At 70.5% G+C, this 20,287-nt stretch carries 22 protein-coding genes; 6 read left to right on the top strand and 16 right to left on the bottom strand.

What is annotated here, in order from left to right:
• Nucleotides 1-49 precede the first annotated feature (49 nt).
• Genes SALPAC3_RS0120070 through SALPAC3_RS0120015 form a run of 12 tightly spaced genes read right to left on the bottom strand, consistent with a single transcriptional unit; the run spans nucleotide 50 to nucleotide 12,163 of the window.
• Entirely contained in the window at nucleotides 50-1,516 is a 1,467-nt protein-coding gene (locus SALPAC3_RS0120070; protein ID WP_018222974.1) for an amidase, read from the bottom strand.
• Nucleotides 1,513-2,598: an amidohydrolase family protein gene (locus SALPAC3_RS0120065; protein ID WP_026185752.1), complete on the bottom strand. Its 1,086-nt coding sequence runs from the start codon at nucleotides 2,596-2,598 to the stop codon at nucleotides 1,513-1,515. Before SALPAC3_RS0120065 ends, SALPAC3_RS0120070 begins: the two co-directional genes overlap by 4 nt.
• Nucleotides 2,598-3,122: a 3-hydroxyanthranilate 3,4-dioxygenase gene (locus SALPAC3_RS0120060; RefSeq protein ID WP_018222972.1), complete on the bottom strand. Its 525-nt coding sequence runs from the start codon at nucleotides 3,120-3,122 to the stop codon at nucleotides 2,598-2,600. The genes SALPAC3_RS0120065 and SALPAC3_RS0120060 overlap by 1 nt, the downstream gene beginning before the upstream one ends.
• A complete protein-coding gene (locus SALPAC3_RS0120055; protein WP_018222971.1) occupies nucleotides 3,119-3,583 on the bottom strand; it encodes a RidA family protein in 465 nt (154 codons plus the stop codon). Before SALPAC3_RS0120055 ends, SALPAC3_RS0120060 begins: the two co-directional genes overlap by 4 nt.
• Nucleotides 3,580-4,353: a 2-keto-4-pentenoate hydratase gene (locus tag SALPAC3_RS0120050; RefSeq protein WP_018222970.1), complete on the bottom strand. Its 774-nt coding sequence runs from the start codon at nucleotides 4,351-4,353 to the stop codon at nucleotides 3,580-3,582. Before SALPAC3_RS0120050 ends, SALPAC3_RS0120055 begins: the two co-directional genes overlap by 4 nt.
• A complete protein-coding gene (dmpG, locus tag SALPAC3_RS0120045) occupies nucleotides 4,350-5,405 on the bottom strand; it encodes a 4-hydroxy-2-oxovalerate aldolase (RefSeq protein WP_018222969.1) in 1,056 nt (351 codons plus the stop codon). Before dmpG ends, SALPAC3_RS0120050 begins: the two co-directional genes overlap by 4 nt.
• Complete coding sequence (locus tag SALPAC3_RS0120040; protein ID WP_018222968.1) at nucleotides 5,402-6,328, bottom strand: acetaldehyde dehydrogenase (acetylating); 927 nt, start codon at nucleotides 6,326-6,328, stop codon at nucleotides 5,402-5,404. Before SALPAC3_RS0120040 ends, dmpG begins: the two co-directional genes overlap by 4 nt.
• A complete protein-coding gene (locus SALPAC3_RS0120035) occupies nucleotides 6,325-7,122 on the bottom strand; it encodes a 2-keto-4-pentenoate hydratase (RefSeq protein WP_018222967.1) in 798 nt (265 codons plus the stop codon). Before SALPAC3_RS0120035 ends, SALPAC3_RS0120040 begins: the two co-directional genes overlap by 4 nt.
• Complete coding sequence (locus SALPAC3_RS0120030; RefSeq protein WP_026185751.1) at nucleotides 7,119-8,600, bottom strand: 2-hydroxymuconic semialdehyde dehydrogenase; 1,482 nt, start codon at nucleotides 8,598-8,600, stop codon at nucleotides 7,119-7,121. The genes SALPAC3_RS0120035 and SALPAC3_RS0120030 overlap by 4 nt, the downstream gene beginning before the upstream one ends.
• 20 nt (nucleotides 8,601-8,620) lie before the next feature.
• On the bottom strand, nucleotides 8,621-9,958 hold the full coding sequence (locus tag SALPAC3_RS0120025; protein ID WP_018222965.1) for an FAD-dependent oxidoreductase: 1,338 nt from the start codon (nucleotides 9,956-9,958) through the stop codon (nucleotides 8,621-8,623).
• Nucleotides 9,958-11,247 carry a kynureninase gene (gene kynU, locus SALPAC3_RS0120020; protein ID WP_018222964.1) on the bottom strand — a complete coding sequence of 430 codons (1,290 nt, stop codon included), beginning with the start codon at nucleotides 11,245-11,247 and terminating at the stop codon, nucleotides 9,958-9,960. The genes SALPAC3_RS0120025 and kynU overlap by 1 nt, the downstream gene beginning before the upstream one ends.
• 19 nt (nucleotides 11,248-11,266) lie before the next feature.
• Nucleotides 11,267-12,163 (bottom strand): tryptophan 2,3-dioxygenase, encoded by an 897-nt coding sequence (locus tag SALPAC3_RS0120015; RefSeq protein ID WP_018222963.1) that lies wholly within the window; start codon nucleotides 12,161-12,163, stop codon nucleotides 11,267-11,269.
• A gap of 161 nt (nucleotides 12,164-12,324) precedes the next feature.
• On the opposite strand from SALPAC3_RS0120015, the gene SALPAC3_RS0120010 reads away from it, so the two are divergent.
• The 3 genes from SALPAC3_RS0120010 to SALPAC3_RS0120000 all read left to right on the top strand — a co-directional run bounded on the left by SALPAC3_RS0120010 (nucleotide 12,325) and on the right by SALPAC3_RS0120000 (nucleotide 14,304).
• Complete coding sequence (locus SALPAC3_RS0120010) at nucleotides 12,325-12,801, top strand: Lrp/AsnC family transcriptional regulator (RefSeq protein ID WP_018222962.1); 477 nt, start codon at nucleotides 12,325-12,327, stop codon at nucleotides 12,799-12,801.
• A gap of 146 nt (nucleotides 12,802-12,947) precedes the next feature.
• Nucleotides 12,948-13,418, top strand: coding sequence for a hypothetical protein (locus SALPAC3_RS0120005; protein ID WP_026185750.1), 471 nt, complete (start codon nucleotides 12,948-12,950; stop codon nucleotides 13,416-13,418).
• A 13-nt stretch (nucleotides 13,419-13,431) separates the two neighbouring features.
• Nucleotides 13,432-14,304 carry a class F sortase gene (locus tag SALPAC3_RS0120000; protein WP_026185749.1) on the top strand — a complete coding sequence of 291 codons (873 nt, stop codon included), beginning with the start codon at nucleotides 13,432-13,434 and terminating at the stop codon, nucleotides 14,302-14,304.
• A gap of 89 nt (nucleotides 14,305-14,393) precedes the next feature.
• On the opposite strand, the gene SALPAC3_RS0119995 is transcribed toward SALPAC3_RS0120000, so the two are convergent.
• Nucleotides 14,394-14,927: an HNH endonuclease gene (locus SALPAC3_RS0119995; RefSeq protein WP_026185748.1), complete on the bottom strand. Its 534-nt coding sequence runs from the start codon at nucleotides 14,925-14,927 to the stop codon at nucleotides 14,394-14,396.
• A gap of 264 nt (nucleotides 14,928-15,191) precedes the next feature.
• Between SALPAC3_RS0119995 and SALPAC3_RS0119990 the strand changes: the two genes are divergently transcribed.
• From SALPAC3_RS0119990 to SALPAC3_RS0119980, 3 genes are all read left to right on the top strand, one after another.
• Complete coding sequence (locus SALPAC3_RS0119990; RefSeq protein ID WP_018222958.1) at nucleotides 15,192-16,235, top strand: mechanosensitive ion channel family protein; 1,044 nt, start codon at nucleotides 15,192-15,194, stop codon at nucleotides 16,233-16,235.
• Between the two features lie 271 nt (nucleotides 16,236-16,506).
• A complete protein-coding gene (locus SALPAC3_RS0119985; protein WP_018222957.1) occupies nucleotides 16,507-17,877 on the top strand; it encodes an MFS transporter in 1,371 nt (456 codons plus the stop codon).
• Complete coding sequence (locus tag SALPAC3_RS0119980; RefSeq protein ID WP_018222956.1) at nucleotides 17,874-18,362, top strand: globin; 489 nt, start codon at nucleotides 17,874-17,876, stop codon at nucleotides 18,360-18,362. Before SALPAC3_RS0119985 ends, SALPAC3_RS0119980 begins: the two co-directional genes overlap by 4 nt.
• 37 nt (nucleotides 18,363-18,399) lie before the next feature.
• Here the strand turns inward: SALPAC3_RS0119980 and SALPAC3_RS0119975 are convergent, their stop codons facing one another.
• From SALPAC3_RS0119975 to SALPAC3_RS0119965, 3 genes are all read right to left on the bottom strand, one after another.
• Nucleotides 18,400-18,984, bottom strand: a complete 585-nt coding sequence (locus SALPAC3_RS0119975; RefSeq protein ID WP_026185746.1) for a type III secretion system chaperone family protein — start codon at nucleotides 18,982-18,984, stop codon at nucleotides 18,400-18,402.
• A 131-nt stretch (nucleotides 18,985-19,115) separates the two neighbouring features.
• Nucleotides 19,116-19,844, bottom strand: coding sequence for a DUF8185 domain-containing protein (locus SALPAC3_RS0119970; protein ID WP_026185745.1), 729 nt, complete (start codon nucleotides 19,842-19,844; stop codon nucleotides 19,116-19,118).
• Nucleotides 19,841-20,287, bottom strand: a complete 447-nt coding sequence (locus tag SALPAC3_RS0119965; RefSeq protein WP_018222953.1) for an acyl-CoA thioesterase — start codon at nucleotides 20,285-20,287, stop codon at nucleotides 19,841-19,843. Before SALPAC3_RS0119965 ends, SALPAC3_RS0119970 begins: the two co-directional genes overlap by 4 nt.

The following is a 20,287-nucleotide window of genomic DNA, read 5'->3' as shown; positions in this document are numbered from 1 at the left end:
CAACGCCCCCAGGCGAAAGAGAGACCAGGAATCCGGGTCGGGTGGACGGTCAGGTAGACGATTCCCCGACTCCGCTTGAGGTATTCACGTTAGCGGAGCCAACCGCCCGCCAGATTGCGGGGTGGCGATCCCACCCCCCACTGAGCTGCTCCAGCTGGGCGGCGGCGGCGAGCAGCCGCGCATCGTTGCCCTGCCGGCCGCTGAGGAGGACCCCGACCGGTAGTCCGTCGGCGGTGGTACCCACCGGGAGCGACACCGAGGGGTCACCCGTGACATTGAAAATTGCACAATACGGTGAGAACCGACGTTGGCGGTCGAAGTCGTCCGCCGGGTCACGAACATCGGTGAACCAGCCCACCGGCGCCTGCGGTGCGGCGAGAGTGGGACAGAGCAGCAGATCGCAGCCGGCGGTCCGGCGTATCCCGAGCCGGACCTGCGCCTGGAGCTCACCGAGCGCGGCGGTGAGGCTGGCAGCGGAGATCGCCGTCCCGCGCTCCCGCAGCAACCGGGTCAACGGCAGTAGCTGACGCTCCCGCTCGGGCGGCACCGGGGCGAGCGAGAGCACGTACCAGACGGTCTCGAACAACGGCCACGCCGTCGGCGTCAACGGCGGCGGCACCTCGACCACCTCATGCCCAGCGGCGGTGAGTAGGTCGGCGGCCTGGTCCACGGCGGCGACACAGTCCGGGTGGACGGGCTCATCGGCGAGCATCGGGGTGGTGAAGCGACCGATCCGCAGCCGGCCCGGCGTGGCGGTCCGGGTCGCCGCGAGCCAGCCCCCGGCCGGCGGTGGCGGCGCCAGGTAGGGCTCACCGGGAACCGGCTGAGCCAACACGTCGAGCAACGCGGCCACGTCGGCCACGGTCCGCCCGATCGGGCCGCTGGTCGGCAGGCCGTACGCACCGAAGCCGACCGGACCGCCGGAAACCACCCCACGGCTGGGCTTGTAACCGACCAACCCGCACAACGAGGCCGGGATACGCAGCGAGCCGCCGCCGTCGGAGCCCTGGGCCACCGGAAGGAGACCGGCCGCCACCGCGGCCGCCGCACCACCGCTGGAGCCGCCGGCGGTGTAGGCGAGATCCCACGGGTTGCGGGCCGGCGGGGCGACCCGCCCTTCGGAGTAGAGCGAGCAGCCCAACTCGGAGGTGGTGGTCTTGCCGAGGCTGACCAGGCCAGCGGCCCGGATGAATCGGACCACGTCCGCGTCGACCGGCGGTACGAAATCGGCGAAGGCCGCGGAGCCGAAGGTCGTGCGCACGCCGGCGGTGAGGGTCAGATCCTTGATCGCTGTGGGCACGCCGTGCAATGGCCCGCGGACCGTGCGCGGAACGGCGTCCGCCGCATCAGCGGCAGCGAGGGCCGACTCCGCGGTCACGGTGACGAACGCACCCACGGTGTCCCCGAGCGCCGCCACCCGGGTCAGGTGGTGCTCGACCAGTTCCCGGCTGGTCCGATCGCCGCTGGCGATCGCGGCAGCCTGCTCCAGTGCGGTCAGATCGTGCGGCTCGGTCATGCTGTAATCCTGCCCGCTGCCCGATCGGGCCGCCGCACCGACAGGCCGTACGGGTCGGCCGCGGTGGGTTCACCCTGCCCCCCGGCGGCGAGAAAACGCAGCGCGTTGCCGCCGAGCAGGCCGGCCCGTTGGTCCGGGGTGAGGAAGTCGGAGCGGTGCACGACCGCACCGACCGGCCGCTCCCCCAGTGGATACGGATAGTCGCTGCCGAGCAGCACCTGGTCGACGCCGATCGTGTCGACCAGCAGCCGCAGCGCCGCCGGTTCGAACACCACCGAGTCGACGAAGAACCGGTCCACGTACGAGCTGGGGGGCCGGACCGAGGCGCCACGGACCAGATCGCCGCGACGGTGCCAGGCGTTGTCCGCACGGCCCAGCCAGAACGGAAAGCTGCCACCGCCGTGCGCGAAGCAGATCCGCAACGTCTCCGGCACCCGGTCGAAGACCCCGCCGAGGATCATCGCCAGCACCGACAGGTGGGTCTCGGCCGGCATCCCGGTCAGCCACCGCGCCATCCACCGATCCAGCCGTGGCCCGCCGGGCATGTCCCACGGGTGGACGAAGACCGGCGCGCCGACCTCGGCGCAGTGGGTGAGGAACTCGGCGACGCCGCTGTCGTCCAGGTCGAGGTCGCCGACGTGGTTGCCGATCTCCACCCCGGCGTGCCCGGCGGCGAGACAGCGGTCCAGCTCGGCGCTGGCGGCCTCCGGGTCCTGCAACGGCACCTGGCAGAACGGAACCAGTCGGCCGTCTCCGGCGGCCGTGATCTCCAGCATGCGGTCGTTGAAGATCCGAGCCACCCTGGCCGCCTGGGCGGCCGGGCGGTCGTAGCAGAAGAAGACGGGCGTTGGCGAGACCACCTGCACGTCGACACCGTCGGCGGCCATGTCCGCCACCCGGATCGCCGGGTCCCAGCACTCCGCGCCGACCGGGCGGAACTCCATCTCGCCGACCATGATCATCGCGGCGCGCTCGGAGTCGACCCGCAGCCAGGGCCAGCCAGAGCCACCGCAGGCCGCGGCGAGGTCCGGCCAACCCCGCGGTACGGCGTGTGAGTGCACGTCAATAACGGGGATACCCATCAGCCCTTGCCCGGATGCAGCGTGCCGCACTGGTCGCAGGTCCGCGCCGCCTCGTCGGCGTAGAAGGTGGCGAAGACCGGGGGCAGGTCGGCGGCGATGTCGCGGACCTGCAACTCCACCTCGTGCACCTTGTTGGCGCACTCGGGGCAGTACCACTGGAACCGTTCCAGGGTGCCCTCCTCGCGGATCCGCTCGATCACCAAACCGATCGACCCGGCCTCCGGACGCTGCGGCGAGTGCGGAACTCCGCGCGGCAGCATCCACATCTGCCCCTCGCGAATGTGCACCGTCTGTGGCCCGTTCGGGAGCATCAGGTTGACGTGCATGTCTCCTTTGATCTGGTAGAAGAACTCCTCGTAGGGTTCGACGTGATAGTCGGTGCGCTGGTTCGGCCCGCCGACGACCATGACGATGAAGTCGGAACTGCCGGGGAGCAGTTCCTTGTTGCCCACCGGTGGCTTCAGCAGGTGCTGGTTGTCCACGACCCAGCCGGGGAAGCTGAACGGCTCAGCGATCTCGCTCACAACGGACCTCCTTCGGGGCGCAGGGCGACGGCCTGCATTTCGATCAACAGGTGCGGGTGCGGTAGCTGGTGGACCGCCACGGTGGTCCGAGTCGGCCCGCTCGCGTCGAAGAACTCCGCCCACACCTCGTTGTAGCCACCGAAGTCGTTCATGTTGACCAGGTAGCTGGTCACCTGCACCAGGTCGGCCAGCCCGGCACCGACCGGCTTGAGTAGATCCCGGATGTTCGCTATCACCGACCGGGTCTGGGCCCGGATGTCGAGGTTGGTGGTACCGAACTCGTCAACGGCGACACCCGCGAAGGTGTTGTCCGGGCGGCGGGAGGAGGTGCCGGAGACGAAGATGAAACCACCGGCCACCTTGACGTGTGGGAAGGCCCCACGCGGCACGGCCTTCCCGGCCACGACCCGGGCGGCTGCCCGCCCACCGGGGTCCAGCGCCGGTGGCGCCCCGCCGGTCACGCCGCCGCCCGCAGCGACGCGGCGCCGAGCTTCTCCACCACGGCACGGACGTGCGCGCCGGGTCGCAGCGCGACGGCGGCCGTCGCGGCGCCGGCCAGAAAGACCCAGCCCGGGTGAAGCCGCACCCCATGCTGGCCGGCGAGGCGGACCCCCTCGTCGAAGGCGCGACGTGGGTCACCCAGGATCGCCGCGGTCGACCCCACCTGGGCGACCTGGCCATCGATCTCCAGCAGCACCCCAAGGTTGTCCAGACCGTCCGGAACGGGGCACCACGGCCCCACCACGAAGGCCCCCGCCGACGTGTTGTCGGCGATGACGTCCGGCAGGGAGAAGGTGAAGTCCGCGTACCGGGAGTCGATCAATTCGATGGCCGGGGCGACCGCGCGGACCGCGGTGGCGAACTCCGCGACCGGCTCGCCCGGCTCCGGCTGCCGGTCCAGCAGGAAGGCCACCTCCGGCTCCACCCGGGGATGGATGAAGTCTCCAACCGAGACGGTCCCGCCGTCGGTGACCCGCATCCGGTCAGTGAGCCGGCCCCAGATCACCTCGTCCACCCCGACCTGGGCCATCTTCGCCTTACTGGTCAGCCCCATCTTGAGGCCCACCAGCCGCTCACCCCGGTCCAGCCGGCGCCGCACCAACTCGGCCTGCACCGCGTACGCGGCATCGACGTCGAGCCCGGTCTCGGCGGCGAGCTGGCCAATCGCCGTACCCCGGTCGGCCGCCGCGACCAGTTGACCGGCGATCTCGGCGATATCTGCTCCGATCACGTCTCCTCCTTGCCGGCCAGGTCCAGCGCCACATCCACGATCATGTCCTCCTGGCCGCCGACCATCTGGCGCCGGCCCAACTCGACCAGGATCGAGCGGACGTCCACGCCGTAGCGTTCGGAAGCCCGCTCGGCGTGCCGCAGGAAACTGGAGTAGACGCCGGCGTAGCCCAGCGAGAGCGTCTCCCGGTCCACCCGTACCGGTCGGTCCTGCAACGGCCGGACCACGTCCTCGGCCGCGTCCATCAACGCGAAGACATCGCAGCCGTGCTCCCAACCGTGCAACTCGGCGACCGCGACGAAGACCTCCAGCGGCGCATTGCCCGCGCCCGCACCCTGCCCGGCGAGGGAGGCGTCGACCCGGACGGTTCGGCCGGCCGGCGCATCCAGCGGCCCATCCCCAAGGACCCGGCCGTGCTCGACCGCCACCACGCTGTTCGCCACCCCGAGCGAGAGGTTGTGGTGGGCGTGGATGCCGATCTGTGTCTCCGGTTCGAGCACCTGACGGTAGGCGTCGATTCGCTCGGCCACGTCGGACATCAGCAGCCGGCCGCCGGAGTCGGTGACGTAGACGCAGTGCGCCCCGTACGACTCCATCAGCTTGGCCTGCGCCGCCAACGCCGCCGGGTCGTTCATGTGGGCCATCATCAGGAACCCGGAGACGTCCATCCCGTTCTCCCGCGCCCAACCGATGTGCTGGGCGGAGATGTCGGCCTCGGTGCAGTGGGTGGCGATCCGAACGCTGGTGACGCCGAGCGCCCGCGCCGCCCTCAGGTCGGCGATGGTCCCGATTCCGGGCACCAGCAGCGTGGTCAGCCGCGCCGTGGTCAGCACCTCGGCCGCCGCCGCGATCCATTCCGCGTCGCTCGCCGCACCATGCCCGTAGTTGACACTCGACCCGGCCAGCCCGTCGCCGTGCGCCACCTCGATCGCCGCGACTCCGGCGACGTCTAGCGCGGCGGCGATCGTCCGAACCTGGTCAACGGTGTAGCGGTGGGCGATGGCGTGCATCCCGTCCCGCAGCGTCACATCCTGGAGGTAGAGCTGGGTCATGCCGGCACCGCCCGCCGGGCGATCAGCCGCTCCGCGGTGCGCAGCGCGGCCGAGGTCATGATGTCCAGGTTGCCGGCGTACGTGGGCAGGTAGTGCCCGGCCCCGGAGACCTCCAGGAACGTCGAGACCTGCAGGCCGGTGAGGCGCCGACCGAGCGCCGGTAGGTAGCTGTCCACCCGGTCGAACTGCACATCCTGTTTCAGGCGATAGCCGGGCACGTACTCCTGCACGGCCCGGACCATGTCGGCGATGGCGGTGGCGATCGCGGCGCGGTCCGCGTCCGGGTCCGGGCAGAGGCAGTACACGGTGTCCCGCATCAGCAACGGCGGATCAGCCGGGTTGAGCACGATGATGGCCTTGCCCAGTTCGGCGCCGCCAACCACCTCGATCGCCCGGGCGGTGGTCTCGGTGAACTCGTCGATGTTGGCCCGGGTGCCCGGCCCGGCTGACTTGGCGGAGATCGAGGCGACGATCTCCCCGTACGCGACCGGGGTGACCCGGGCGACGGCGGCGACGATCGGCACGGTCGCCTGTCCGCCGCAGGTGACCATGTTGACGTTGGCTTCCTGCAGGTGTTCGTCCAGGTTGACCGGCGGCACCACGTACGGCCCGACCGCGGCGGGGGTCAGGTCGACCACAGCCCGACCGTGAGCGCGCAACACGGCGTCGTGGTGTCGGTGCGCCCCGGCCGAGGTGGCGTCGAAGACCAGCGCCACGTCGGCGAACTCGGGCAGCGCCACGAGCCCCGCCACCCCCTCGGCGGTGGTGGTGACGCCGAGTCGCCGGGCCCGAGCCAGCCCGTCGGAGTCCGGGTCGATGCCCGCCAAGGCGACCATCCGCAGACTGTCGCTGAGCCGCAAAACTTTGACCATCAAGTCGGTCCCGATATTCCCGGAACCGAGCACTGCCACCCCGACGCTCACTCCTCGACCTCCTTCGCGAAGCAGGTACGTACCGATCCGAGGCCGGAGATCCGCGCCTCATATGCGGCACCGGGCGTCACCGGCACCAACGGGCCAAGGGCCCCGGAGAGCACCACGTCGCCCGCCCGCAGCGGATCACCGGAGCGGGCGAGGGTCCGGGCCAGCCAGGCCAGCGCGTGCAGCGGGTTGCCGAGGCAGGCCGCCGCCGCACCGACCGAGACCGGTTCCCCGGCCTGCTCCAGCACCATGCCGGCGAGACGCAGATCCACATCGGCGAGCCGGCGGGGCGTGGTGCCCAGCACGAACAGCCCGCTGGAGGCGTTATCCGCGATGGTGTCCACGATGGCGATATCCCAACCGGCGATCCGGGAGTCGACGATCTCGATCGCCGGTAGCAGGTGATCTACCGCCCGGGTCAGGTCGGCGGTGGTGATCCGCTCGTCCGGCAGGTCCGCGCCGAGCACGAACGCGATCTCGGCCTCCACCCGGGGCTGGAGCAGCCGACCAGGCGGCACCTCCACCCCGTCGGGCACCGCCGTGGCCTCGGTCAGCACCCCGAAGTCCGGCTGGTAGACGCCGAGGCTCTCCTGCACGGCCGCAGAGGTCAGACCAATCTTGGCGCCGACCCGCCGGTGCCCCTGCCGCAGCCACTGGCGCACCTGCGCCTGTTGCACGAGGTACGCCGAGTCAGTGTCGCCGTCGGGGATGAGCCGCCCGCGCAGCGGAGGACAGGGTTTGCCGCTCTCCCGAGCCTCGCTGAGCTCCCGGGCGGCGGTCTCGTAGTCGACGGTCATGTCAGGTCCACACAGACGTTGGTGAGCTCGGAATAGAAACCCAGCGAATGGATGCCGCCCTCGCGGCCGACGCCGGAGGCCTTCACCCCGCCGAACGGGGTACGCAGGTCACGCAGATACCAGGTGTTGACCCAGACGATCCCCGCGTCCAACCGGGCACCGGCGCGGTGGGCCCGACCCACGTCCCGGGTCCACACCGCCGCCGCCAGGCCGTACTCGGTGCCGTTGGCCAACGCGTACGCCTCCTCCTCGTCGTCGAAGGGCGCCACATGCACGACCGGGCCAAAGATCTCCTCCCGGTTGGTCCGCGCATCCGGGCCGAGCCCGGTGAGCACCGTCGGCTGGATGTACGCGCCACCGTCGCGGGCGTCGCCGAAGCGGGGCGTACTCCCGCCGGCGAGGACCTCCGCCCCGTCGGCACGGGCCAGCTCGTAGTGTCCGAGCACCTTCTTCCGGTGGGTGGGCGAGATCAGCGGCATGTTCATCGTGGCCTCGTCGACGGGCCACCCGAACGGCAGCGCGGCGGCCCGCTCGGCCAGCCGGGCGGTGAACTCCGCGAAGACCGGACGCTGCACGTAGATGCGTTCGGTGCAGAGGCAGACCTGGCCACCGTTGGTGAAGCTGGACCGCACCGAGCCATCCACCGCCGCCGACAGGTCAGCGTCGGCGAAGACCAGCCCGGCGTTCTTGCCACCCAGCTCGAAGGAGACAGCCTTCACCCCGTCGGCGGCGGCCCGCATGATCGCTCCACCGGTGGTCGACTCACCGGTGAAGGTGATCGCGTCGACGTCGGGGTGCCGGGTGAGGAACTCCCCCGCCGAGCCGGGTCCGAAGCCGTGCACCACGTTGAAGACGCCCTCGGGCACGCCGGCCGCGGCCATCACCTCGGCGAGCAGGGTCGCCGAGGCGGGTGTCTCCTCACTGGGCTTGACCACCACCGCGTTGCCACACGCCAACGCGGGCGCGACCTTCCAGGTGAGCAGGAGCAGCGGCAGGTTCCACGGGACGATCACGGCGACCACGCCGACCGGCTTGCGCAGCGCGTAGTTCAGCGCCCGGCCACCGGATGGGGTGCGGGTGCTGAACGACTCGGTCGGGGTGGTCGCGGCGATCTCGGCGAAGGCACGGAAGTTGGCCGCGCCGCGCGGGATGTCCAGCGTCCGAGCCTGTGAGATCGGCTTGCCGGTGTCGGCCACCTCGGCGGTGACCAGGTCATCGAAGCGGCGCTCCAACTCGTCGGCGACCCGGAGGAGTACCTCGGCGCGCTCTCGTTCGCCGAGCCGGCCCCAGGGGCCGCGCAGCGCCGTACGGGCGGCGGCCACCGCGTCGTCCACTCCGGCCTGATCCGCCGCCACGACCTCGAAGATCGCTTCCCCGGTGACCGGGCTGTGCTTGGTGAAGCGGCGACCAGCGGCAACGAACTCACCAGCGATGAAGTTGGGCAGCAGGGCCGGCCCGTCCGGTGCCCGACCCGTCATCTGGCGCGCATCCCACCGGGTCATCTGCGCCGCCCTCGGCGGAGCGCGGCCCCGACCACACCGGCCAGCAGGGCCGCCGCGCCACCGGCCGCCGCCCCCAGCAGCTGGTGCTGGCGACGGACTCGACGGCGTACCTGCGCGTACGGGGTGGTCGAGAAGGAGACCAACTCGTACCGGGACACGTACCGGCCGGGTAACGCCCGCTCCAGCGTCTGCTCCACCCGTCGGCTGAGCTGGAACAGCGGCGAGGCGACCCGGTCGCGCATCTCGACGAAGTTGGCGAGCGCCATCTGGGCGATCGCCTCGGCGTTGGCCTGCCGGCGGTGTTGGAACAGCGGTAGCGCGGCGGACCAGTCGTCGGCACACTCGTCGAGGCAGCGGTCCAACTCCACCACGTCCTCGAAGGCACAGTTGGCGCCCTGACCGTAGAACGGCACGATGGCGTGCGCCGCGTCGCCGAGCAACCCGACTCTCCCGTTCGCCTGCCAGGGGTCACAGCGGACGGTACCGAGGACTCCGACCGGATTGTGCAGATAGTCGTCAACCAGGTTCGGCGCGAGGGGGAGCAGGTCCGGGTAGTGCTGCGCGAAGTGTCGCTCGATCGCCGCCGGGCTGCCCAGTGAGGCGAAGCTCGCGGTGCCGTGGGTGGGCCAGAAGAGCGTACAGGTGAAGGAGTGGTCCGGGTTCGGCAACGCGATCATCATCGAGGTGCCCCGCGGCCAGATGTGCAGTGCCTCCGGGTCGAGCGCGAAGGCCCCGCCCACCGGCGGAATGGTCAGCTCCTTGTAGCCGTAGTCGAGAAAGTCCAGGCTCTCCCGCAGCAGGCCGTGGCCGAGTAGCTGGCCACGGACCGCCGAACCGGCGCCATCGGCGCCCAGGACCACCGACGCCGCATCCGTGACCTTCCCCTGTGGAGTTTCAAAGGTCATCTCTCCGGTGGCTGGGTCAAGGTCGACCAACCGGTGGTCGAAGGCGACCCGCACGCCCGGCAACGCGGCGGCCGCGGACAGCAGGGCGTTGTTCAGCGCCCCCCGACTGATCGAGTTGATCGCCCGGTCCCCGGCCGCGCTGTAGCCCTGAAACTGCTGCTCACCGACCACCGGGTGAATCATCCGGCCCCGCATCGGCAACGCGTCAGCCAGCACCCGGGCGTCCAGGCCGATCCGGCGCAGCGCGTCCAACCCTCGTTCGGAGAGTGCCAGGTTGATGGAGCGACCACGCTCAACCCGACCGGCCCGGGGATCGGGGCGGCGTTCGTAGAGGGCGACCGGGTAGCCCCGCCGGGCCAGGAAGGCAGCGAGCAGGCAGCCGGAGAGTCCGGCACCGACGACGGCGACCTCAGCGCGCTCTGTGCTCATCAATGAACCTCCACCGTGGCGGCCAACGCGTCGGCCACCCGCCAACAATCGTGGTACGTCGAGTAAAGCGGCACCGGTGCGAAGCGGACAACATCTGGCTCCCGCGCATCTGCGACAACCCCGTGCTCCAACCGCAGCCGCTTCGCCAGATCCGCGGCGCTCCCGGTGCCGATCCGCACCGACAGTTGCGCGCCCCGGCGGGCCGGGTCACGCGGAGTGACCACTGCCAGGGGCCGGCCCGGGGTGACCTGGTCCAGCAGCCACTCCAGGTAGCCGGTGAGCCGGACACTGCGCTCCCGCAACGCCGTCATGCCGACCGAGTCGAAGAGCTCCAGCGACGTGCGTACCGGTCCCATCGCGAAGATCGGCGGGTTGGAGACCTGCCAGGCCTCCGCCGTCGCCGGTGGTCGGGCAACCGGCGACATCTCGAACCGGGTAGCCGCCTCGGTACTCCACCAGCCCTCGAACCGGGGCAGCGTCGGATCGGCGAGGTGGCGCTCGTGGACGAACACCCCGGAGAGCCCGCCCGGCCCGGAGTTCAGGTACTTGTAGGAGCACCACGCCGCGAAGTCGACATCCCAGTCGTGCAGGGCCAGTGGCACGTTTCCCGCGGCGTGCGCCAGATCCCAGCCGACCACCGCGCCGGCAGCCCGACCGGCGGCGGTGATCTCCGGGATCTCCATCAGCTCGCCGGTCAGGTAGTTGACGCCCCCGAGCAGCAGCAACGCGATCGTGTCCCCCTCCGCCGCGAGCAGGTCAAGCACGTCGGCCGTACGCAGGGTGTCCTCACCGGGACGGGGAGCCAGGCGTAGCACCGTGGTATCCGGGTCCAGGCCGTGGAACCGGGCCTGACTCCGGACGGCGTAGCTGTCCGAAGGGAAGGCGCTGTCCTCGATGACGATCCTGGTACGGGTGCCGGTCGGCCGGTAGAAGCTCACCATCAGCAGGTGCAGATTGACGGTGAGGGAGTTCATCACCACCACCTCCGCCGGCCGGGCGCCGACCAGCCGGGCGGTCGGCCCGGTCAGCAACTCGTGGTAGGGCAGCCACGGTCGACCGGCCGTCAGGTGTCCCTCCACCCCGAGCCGGCGCCACGCCTCCAGATCGGCGAGCAACTCGTCCCTGGTTGCCCGGGGTTGCAGGCCCAGCGAGTTCCCGGCCAGATAGGCCGCCTGCTGGAAACGGCCGCCGTCGGCCGGGGGTAGGTGGAACAGGTGCCGATGGCCGGGGTCAGCGGTGTCCAGACGGTTCGCCGCCTTCTCCTCCTGGCTCAGCTCTTCCTGGTGCATACGTTCGCTCCGCTCCCGCTCACATCTCGGTCCGGGCTGACCACAGCTCCGGGAAGACCACCCGGGCCATGCTCCGCTGCAGCCAGGCCAGGCCGGCGGAGCCACCGCTGCCGACCTTGGCGCCCATCGTCCGCTGCACCGCCTTGACGTGGTGCCAGCGCCAGTCGCCGAACCCCTCGGCCACCTCGGTCAGTGCCTCGCCGAGCAGCCGGAACTGGTCGTCGGGGCGGGCGGCGTAGATTCGCACCCAGGCCGCCTCCACCGCCGGATGCGGCTGGTGCTCCTCGGCGACGTCCCGACCGAGGAGCTCCGGAGGAAGGTCGTGACCGTGCCGGGCGAGCAGCGCGAGCACGTCGTCCCAGAGGCTGGGGGCGTTCAGGGCGGCGGTCAGGTCGGCATGCACCTCGACCTGCCGACGGAACGGGCGGATCAGGGCCGGATCGCGCAGGCCGAGCAGGAGCTCGACGTGGCGATACATCGCCGACTGGAAACCGGAGCCCTCGCCGAGGAGGTTACGGAACCGGTTGAAGTCGGCGGGAGTCATCCAGCGCAGGCTCCGCCAGGCGGCGTTCAGCCCTTCCAGGTGCAGGGCGGCCCGACGCAACGGCGCCTGGGTGTCCGGAATCTGGTCCGCCCGCAGCAGCCGTTGGGCCTCGCGCAGTTCGTGACAGGTCAGATTGAAGTACAGCTCCATAATCTGGCTGGTCACGAGGAAGGACATCTCGCCCGGGTCACTACTCAGCGGAGTCTGCAGCCGGTGCAGGGTACTGGCCTGCACGTAGGCGTCGTACGGAATCTGCCCGGTGAACTCCAGGGTCGGCTCACCGCCGTTGCGGGCCGCTCGCGTGGCGCGTTGCCGCGGAGTTACCGGCCGTACCTCCGTCGGGGTGGCCGCCCGTACCTCTGTTCGTTCCACCAGTCCGCTCCCTCCGCTCGAGCTGGCCGTACTGCGGTAGCGGACATGATGTCGCGGCGGACGGCACCAGTGGAATGCCGAGACAACGGCTGTCGCAGCGGTTCACCTACCAAACCGAAGGCAATACTCCAGATCTGGTTGGAGAACGTAAGATTCCCAGTGTGGACGAGATGGACTGGGCCCTGCTGCGTGAACTGCAGGCCGACGCCCGGCTGTCGTACAGCGAGCTGTCCCGACGGGTGCACCTCTCCCCACCGGCGGTAGCCGAGCGAGTACGTCGGCTGGAGGAATCCGGCGTCATCACCGGCTACCACGCACACGTGGATCCAGCCCGAGCCGGGCGAACGGTGGTCGCGCTGATCCGGATGTCCTGCTATGGGGCCCGCTGCATCCTCAACAGCCCGGAGATCACGGGCTGGCCGGAGATCATGCAGATCCATCGGATCACCGGCGACGCGTGCAGCATGCTGACCGTCACCGCCGGCTCGATCGAGGAGTTCGAGGCGGTGATTGATCGCCTGGCTCCGTACGGCCAACCGTCCAGCACGATGGTGCTCTCCACCCCACTCGGTTGGCGTCCGGTCACACCAGCTGGCTCCGCGGACGGCGAACCGGCCCCTTCCCGCCGCCGCCGCTGAGTGCCCGCGCGGGTTGGCCCGGAAGGCCGCCGAGCGCCCACGAGGGTTTGCCCGGAAACCAGCGGGAAAGCAGGCCGCGGTACCCGGGGAGGGTCCGGTGGTCGGCACCGGGAGGGGGAATCATGCGGGGTCATCGCGTACTCGCCATGCTGGCTCTGGTAGCAGCGTTCGTCCTGTTCGGGGGCGCACCTGCCAGTGCCGGCGAGCACACCTTCATCGAGGTCACGCCGAATCCGGCGCAGGCGGGCACCCGTGTCGACCTCCGGGCCAGCTGCGACCGGGACAACAACCGTCAGGCGACGGTGCACTCAGGTGCCTTCGATGGCCAGGTCTTCCTCCGACCCGACAACGGCTTCCTCACCGGCCACGCCACCATCCCGAGCAGCAAGGAGGCCGGCGACTACCGGGTTGACCTGCGCTGCGAGAACAACAAGACCGCCAGCACGACACTGACGGTGCTGAACATGTCCCAGCCGACGAAGGGCCCGGCGACCGGTGGCGGCGGCACCGCCGTCGGTCGCACCGGCTCCTACCTGCTGGCCGGGGGCGTGGTGGCGGTGGCGCTGGCCATCGGCTTCGGCTTCTTCGGCAACCGTCGCACCGGGAACGGCGCCTGACCCGACCGCCACCATGGCCCGAGCAGACAGACGCAGGCGACAGCAGGCGGCGGATACTGCCGGCGCGGTGGACCGTGGAAGGGTCCGCGCGGGTAGCCGGCGGGCGGTGTCGGCCGCTGCTCGGCTGGCCGCCGGGCCCGCCCGCCGGCTACGCCAAGCCGCCGGGCAGGCGTCCGCGGCGAGCGTCGTCACCACCGACCCGGCCACCGAACCACTGCCCCCACGTCCGCGCCGGCGGTGGGTACGGGCCCGGCGGCAGCTGGGGTTCTCCCGCAGCCCCGGGATACCCGTACTGGCCATCGGGGCCCTGATGATGCTGATCATCGCCATGCTCGGGGTGGAACAGGTGACCGGCATCAGCGTCCTCCCGGAGCGGTTCACCGCCGGCCTGCGGCCACCGCCGAAGAAGTTCCCGGTGCTACCAGCGAGCGATCCGGTCGCCGTCGAGATCGATGCCATCGACGTCACCGCCCCGGTGCACAGCGTCGGGCTGGCACCGGACGGCACCATCGCGGCGCCGGACGCGGGTCGCGCCCAGGAGGCGGGCTGGTACGACCAGGGTCCCACGCCCGGGCAGTACGGTCCGGCGGTCCTCGTCGGGCACGTGGACACCGACACCGGGCCGGCGGTCTTCCAGGGGCTGCGTAACCTCCGCGCCGGCGACCGGGTCGAGGTGGACCGGACCGATGGGCAGGTCGCGGTCTTCGAGGTCAACTCGGTGGAGCGGTTCGCCAAGGAACGATTCCCGACCGACCAGGTGTTCGGGGACTTCGACCGACCCAACCTACGGCTGGTGACCTGCGGCGGTCGATGGGTTGGGGGCCAGACCGGTTACGCCGACAACGTGGTGGTCTTCGCCTCCCTGGTCGAGGCGCGGGGCGGCTGAGCCACCGGCGAGGCCACTCCGGCGGCTCCGAGCTCGCCGGTGGCTCCGGTTTCGCACGTGACTCAGGCGGCTCCGGGCTCGCACGTGGCTCAGGCGGCTTCGGGCTCGCGCAGGTCGAGCCAGTCGACCCAACGCGGGTCGGGAGGTCGGTGCCCGAGTACCCGCCAGGCGATGCCTTTCGGCGCCATTGGCGTGGCGGGGAGCCGCCAGCCCAGTTCGGCCGGCGTCTTGTCACCCTTGGTGTGGTTGCACCGGCCGCACGCCGCCACCACGTTCTCCCAGGAGTGCCGACCACCGCGGCTCCGCGGGAGGACGTGATCAATGGTCTCCGCCGGGCCCCGGCAGTAGGCGCACCGCCACCCGTCCCGCGCGAAGATTGCCCGCCGGGAGAGCCCGACGTGAGCCCGAAAAGGCACCCGGACGAAGCGGGTGAGCCGCACGACCGAGGGGACCGGCAACGAGTTGCGGGCACTGTGCAGGACACCATCACCATCGGCGACGCAGACAGCCTTGGCGGTGAGCACCAGGATGGCCGCACGTCGGACCGACACGACGCACAGGGGCTCGTAGGTGGCGTTGAGGACCAGCGCGCCGGAGCCCACTGTGGGTCGTATGTCAGGCATCGCGCTCACCCCTCCGGTTCAGCGCCCCTCGCCAGCACCACCGGACGGAAGCGGGCGCAGCGACCCACCGGTCAGACGTCGCACCAGATCATCGCCGTCCGTGCGCCAATCGTCCCTGATAAGGCTCGGGATTGCACGCGTTAATCCGGGGTACCCCGCCGGAGGCTTTCTGGGGAGGACCTGGCCCCGGCCCACCCGACAGCGGTTCCCGGTCGCCGGCGGGCCGCGCGCGGCGACCGAAGCCGACTGCGGTACGAAGGCAGAGTGGATGCCTCCATTGTTTCGGCCGCGACCGCCGGCTTCCTTGCCACCGACGAGCCCAGCGCAGAGTGTCTCCAGGAGCCGCTCTGCGCCGCCCTACACGACCTGACCGGCGCGGTGTGGTTCGCCGAGGGCAGCTACTGGATCTTGATCAAGCCACTCCGGATCGCACTGATTCTGGTACTGGCCCTGGTAGCCCGATGGCTGATCAGCCGAGCCATCAGGCGACTCGTCCGCAGCACCAGCAGTGCGGGCATGCCCACGATGCTGCGACCGTTGCGAGAGCGGATCCCGACCTCGGTCACCCAGCCGGGTGAGTTCGTACCGGAACGGCGTCGGCAGCGCACCGAGGCCATCGGCTCGGTACTGCGCAGCCTCTCCACGGCATTTATCTTCGGCATCGCATTGTTGATGGTGCTCAAGGAATTCAGCTTCGACCTGGCGCCGCTGCTCGCCAGCGCCGGCATCGTCGGGGTGGCCCTGGGTTTCGGTGCGCAGAGTCTGGTGAAGGACCTGATCGCCGGATTGTTCATGCTGATCGAGGACCAGTACGGCGTCGGGGACACGGTCGACTTCGGTGAGGCGACCGGCTTTGTGGAGTCGGTCGGCCTGCGGGTGACGACGGTACGCGACGCACGCGGAGTCCTCTGGTATATCCGCAACGGAGAAATCATCCGGGTCGGCAACAAGAGTCAGGGCTGGGCGCTGGTCGTGGTGGACCTGCCGATCGGCTTCGCCAGCACCGAGGAGGCGACAACTGTGCTCCGGGAGGCGGCCGCATCGGTCGCGGTGGACCCGGACCTGGCCCCGGAGGTCATCGAACCGCCTGAGGTGCTGGGTGTCGAGCAGATGACGATGGAGGGCGCGGTAATCCGGACCGTGGTGAAGACGACGGCGGACGGTCAGTTCGCCGTCGGCCGGGAACTACGTCGCCGGCTGGCCGGCGCACTGGAGAACTCCGGCTTTACCGATAAGATCGCCGCGGCGCGGTTCCCGGGTCTGCCGGGGCAGGCGTCCCGGGTGGGCGACGCCAGCAGCACGCCGTGACCGAAGCAGCACTTTCGGTCACACACCCCTCCGGCTATCCCCCTTTCGTTCAGTCGGCGATCCGACGATCAACCATTTCGCCCTGGCTGGTTGCCAGTGAATCCGGCAGAATCCGATACAGCTCCCCGGCAGCGGAGGAATTCTCCTCGCTGGTCGGCAATTCGGACGATGCTTCCCGACTCGGCCAATCAGCAGTGCCTGGTCCGGGAACTATGGAGGCGATGTGCCCAACGGCCGACCTTCTCCAACCCGTCCGGCCACCTTCAGGGAGGTGTTCGCCCAGCGCGAGTACCGATTTGTTCTGACGGCCGGAGTCCTCTCCTGGGTTGGTGACTACCTCGCGAAGGCTGCGGTGACCCTCCTGGTCTATCGGGAGACCGAGTCGGTAGCCCTCTCCGCGGCGGCATTCGCCATCAGCTACCTGCCCTGGCTGGTCGGCGGTCCACTGCTCGCGGCCGTCGCCGAACGGCATCCCCACCGAGCCGTGATGGTCACCTGCGACCTGATCCGGATGGTGCTGCTGCTCGTCATCGCGGTGCCCGGGATGCCGACTCCGCTGGTCCTGGCGCTCCTCTTCGCCGCCACCCTCGCCAACCCGCCGAGTCAGGCCGCCCGGTCGGCGCTGCTGCCACGGATCCTGGCCGGTGACCGCCTCGTGGTCGGAATGTCGATCATCGCCAGCGTCGGCCAGGCCGCGCAGGTGGTTGGCTACCTGGCTGGCGCGGCGATCGCTGCGGCCAGCCCCGTCCTCGCCCTGCTGGTCACGTCGGCGACCTACGCCGTGTCCGCCACGCTGGTCCGTCTCGGGGTGGCCGCCCGACCAACGGAGATGCAGACTGCGCACCGCAGCCACCTGCTGCGGGAGACCGGCGAGGGCTTCCGGATGGTCTTCGGCCAACCCGTGCTACGCGCCATCGCGATCCTCGTGTTCAGCGCCATGCTCTTCTCCATCGTCCCGGAAGGGCTCGCGGCGGCGTGGGCCGGCCAGCACGCCGACGACATGGACAAAGGCCTCGCCCAGGCAATCATCATGGCCGCCGTCCCGGTCGGGTACATTCTTGGCGGCCTGATCGTCGGCCGCCTGGTCGCGCCGGCCCGCCGGATCGCCCTGATGCGTCCGCTGGCAGTGCTCGCTCCGCTGCTTCTGGTTCCCACCCTGCTCGACCCGTCACCACTGGTGGTGGCGCTGCTGGCCGCCGGGTGCGGATTCGCCGTCGCCGGGCTGCTGCCAACGGCCAACGGCTTGTTCGTCCGGGCGCTGCCGGACGGCTTCCGGGCTCGCGCCTTCGGTGTCATGGCCTCCGGCATGCAGGTGATCCAGGGGCTGGCGGTTCTGGTGACCGGGGTGCTCGCCGATCGGTTCTCCATCCCGCTCGTGGTCGGGCTCTGGAGCAGCGCCGGGGTGCTACTGATGACCGTCGCGGTGCTGTCGTGGCCGAGTCGGGCGAGCGTTGACGCCGCGATCGAGGCGGCTTCGGGAGCTGACGCACGTGATCCGGCGCCGGCACCGCCCGCCCCCCGGTCGGGATCGGACCGCCCTGGGGACCAGCCGATCGACATCCCGGGCGAGGGCCAGCAGGGCGCCCAGGAACGGCATCGCAACACGGTGTCCGCACCGGGCCGGAGGCGGGCCGGTACGTGACCCGTCCCACGTCCGGCCAGCGGCGGACGGCCACCGAAACCTGGCAGGATGGACCCGTGCATCCCGCAGGTGATTCCGGCAACCCCGCCTCCGCAACGAGTTTCTTTACTGCGGTTGGCGGCGAGCCCACCTTCCGCAAGTTGGTGGACGAGTTCTATGCGGGCGTCGCCGACGACCCGCTGCTGCGGCCGATGTATCCAGAGGAGGATCTGGGGCCCGCCGCGGAGCGGCTCACCCTGTTCCTGATGCAGTACTGGGGCGGGCCGAACACCTACTCCGCCCAGCGGGGACACCCGCGACTGCGGATGCGGCACGCACCGTTCCGGATCGGGGCGGCGGAACGGGACGCCTGGCTACGGCACATGCGGCAGGCCGTGGATCGACTGGACCTACCACCGGAGCTCACCACCGCGCTCTGGGACTACCTGGAGCGGGCCGCGTACTTCATGGTGAACGCGCTGGAGGACCCGGCCACCTCGGCGTGACCAGAAGACCCAGGCGGTCCGAGCGGGGCGGGGCGGGTCAGAGCAGGGCACCTTCGTCGTGCAGCCAGTCGACGAAGTTGGTGGCTACCGCCGCCCCGCAGTCGATCATTTCGACCAGGAGCGCGTCGTGCACGCCGGCGGCGAACGGCACCTGCAGCTCGGCATAGATCGGAAGCTGGCCGCGTTCGGACGGATCTCCGATGTACGCCTTACAGAAGCGACGGGTGTGGTTCCACTCGTTGACCACCCGGTAGGCCCGATCCTCCCAATCCGGCGGGACGGTCGCATGCGGCCGAACGCGCAGTACCAGAATCTCGTCGTCCGGGCCCTCGAGCGCGACCAGGACCGCGTGCCGCTCCCACATCGCCAGCAGGTTTCCGTCGCCGTCGGACAGGTAGCGGACGTCGAGCTGGTCGAGCACGGCACTGATCCGGCTGAGCGTGACCGGTGCGACGGTGGGGGATGCGTCCACGACCGGAGAAAGATCGACTCCGGGGTAGCTGTCGCCCGGTTGTCGGGGAGCCGGCGGACTGACCCGGACCGTGTCCTCCACTGTGGCCCTGCCCCGGCTATCCGGCTCACCGCCGTCAGCGGGACCGGGGCGCCACGACCACCACGGCATCGCTCACCCACCTCACTCCCCAGCGGATCCAGCCCTTAACGCTGCGTTGGATCCGAGGATGGACGGTACCCGGACAGCCGGGAAGAAGCACCCCCCTAATGAACTCCCTGGGACAGAAGGACGATGGGGGATCATCCAGACTGCTGACCAAGGATAGGCTGAACAGTTAGATCTGTCACCCTCTGCAACCAAACTGCCCCGTACGGGCCAACCAGGCCGACCCATTGACCAACCGCCCGCACCTGCACCACCCCACCGGCCACCTCCGGCGCACCGAGAAAGCCCATCCGCACCAAGCCCTGGACCAACCGCTGGGGCACCTCGACCGGCGTGCGGGGAGCGTCGTCCGGAGTGACGACCACCGGCACATGATCCAGGAGCGCATCGCGCAGCACCCGCTCCCCGAGCGCCCTACCCGCCACTCCGTGCCCGGCGGCCTCCCGAAGGGCCGTCGCCGCGGCTTCGGCCACCCGCCACAGCTCGGCCGCGGGAAGCGTCTCCACCCGCCGGCTGGTGGGCGGCGGCAACGGCCAGCGCCACTGCGCGTCCCGCCGGACGGGCCGTGCCGAGCCGCCCGCAGCCAGCTCCGCCAACAGCTCGCCGGCGGAGACGGTGGCGTCACCGGGGCCGCCGCCGGCCACCGTGTGGACCACCAGCACCCCCCATGGCAACCGGGCCCAGAGGGCGGTCCGCTCCTCCGGCCCGCCGGCGGGCCGCAACCGTACCAACGCCCCCCGATCCAGCCGGACCAGCCGGGTCAGAAAGGTGCCCGCGTCAGCGACGCCGGTCAACCCATGCCCCATCCCGCCAGGCACCGTGGGCGGATGACCGCCCCGTCCCACGGTCCCCGGGCCGGTCACGCCGACCCCTCCTGGATGAGGTAGGTACGTAGGAAGGCCCGCTCCTCGGCGGAGAGGCGACGCGGCAGCTGCCGGCTCAGATCAAACGGCACCAGCACCGACCGGGCCCGACTGACCAGCAATTCACCGTCGTACATCTCGTAGTCGACGGTAACGGAGGCAACCCGAATCTCCGACACCCAGAGCTCAATCCGGACCGTCGGCGCCGACTCCGCGGTGGCTCGGCCAAGCGCGTAGTCGACCGGCCGCAGGTAGTCCACCTCGTGCCGCCGAATCACCACACCGTCGGCGAACGAGCCGACGCCCCAGGCCCGCCCCCCGGCGAACATCAGGGCCACCCGCGCCTCCTCGTAGAGGGTAAGAAAGCGTGAGTTGTTGATGTGCCCGTACGCGTCCAGGTCGGACCAGCGGAGCGTGCAGTGGTAAAGGAACCGGTCCGCCAT

The organism is Salinispora pacifica DSM 45544 (assembly GCF_000378845.1).
Taxonomy (GTDB): Bacteria; Actinomycetota; Actinomycetes; order Mycobacteriales; family Micromonosporaceae; genus Micromonospora; species Micromonospora pacifica.
This window is presented reverse-complemented; position numbering and strand designations above follow the sequence as displayed.

What these genes read in the sequence shown, in the direction of transcription:
- SALPAC3_RS0120070 (WP_018222974.1), bottom strand. Translation starts at nt 1,516, where the DNA reads ATGACCGAGCCGCACGATCTGACCGCACTGGAGCAGGCTGCCGCGATC.
- SALPAC3_RS0120065 (WP_026185752.1), bottom strand. Translation starts at nt 2,598, where the DNA reads ATGGGTATCCCCGTTATTGACGTGCACTCACACGCCGTACCGCGGGGT.
- dmpG (WP_018222969.1), bottom strand. Translation starts at nt 5,405, where the DNA reads ATGACCCAGCTCTACCTCCAGGATGTGACGCTGCGGGACGGGATGCAC.
- SALPAC3_RS0120035 (WP_018222967.1), bottom strand. Translation starts at nt 7,122, where the DNA reads ATGACCGTCGACTACGAGACCGCCGCCCGGGAGCTCAGCGAGGCTCGG.
- SALPAC3_RS0120030 (WP_026185751.1), bottom strand. Translation starts at nt 8,600, where the DNA reads ATGACGGGTCGGGCACCGGACGGGCCGGCCCTGCTGCCCAACTTCATC.
- SALPAC3_RS0120025 (WP_018222965.1), bottom strand. Translation starts at nt 9,958, where the DNA reads ATGAGCACAGAGCGCGCTGAGGTCGCCGTCGTCGGTGCCGGACTCTCC.
- kynU (WP_018222964.1), bottom strand. Translation starts at nt 11,247, where the DNA reads ATGCACCAGGAAGAGCTGAGCCAGGAGGAGAAGGCGGCGAACCGTCTG.
- SALPAC3_RS0120005 (WP_026185750.1), top strand. Translation starts at nt 12,948, where the DNA reads ATGCTGGCTCTGGTAGCAGCGTTCGTCCTGTTCGGGGGCGCACCTGCC.
- SALPAC3_RS0120000 (WP_026185749.1), top strand. Translation starts at nt 13,432, where the DNA reads ATGGCCCGAGCAGACAGACGCAGGCGACAGCAGGCGGCGGATACTGCC.
- SALPAC3_RS0119995 (WP_026185748.1), bottom strand. Translation starts at nt 14,927, where the DNA reads ATGCCTGACATACGACCCACAGTGGGCTCCGGCGCGCTGGTCCTCAAC.
- SALPAC3_RS0119975 (WP_026185746.1), bottom strand. Translation starts at nt 18,984, where the DNA reads ATGCCGTGGTGGTCGTGGCGCCCCGGTCCCGCTGACGGCGGTGAGCCG.
- SALPAC3_RS0119965 (WP_018222953.1), bottom strand. Translation starts at nt 20,287, where the DNA reads ATGGCGGACCGGTTCCTTTACCACTGCACGCTCCGCTGGTCCGACCTG.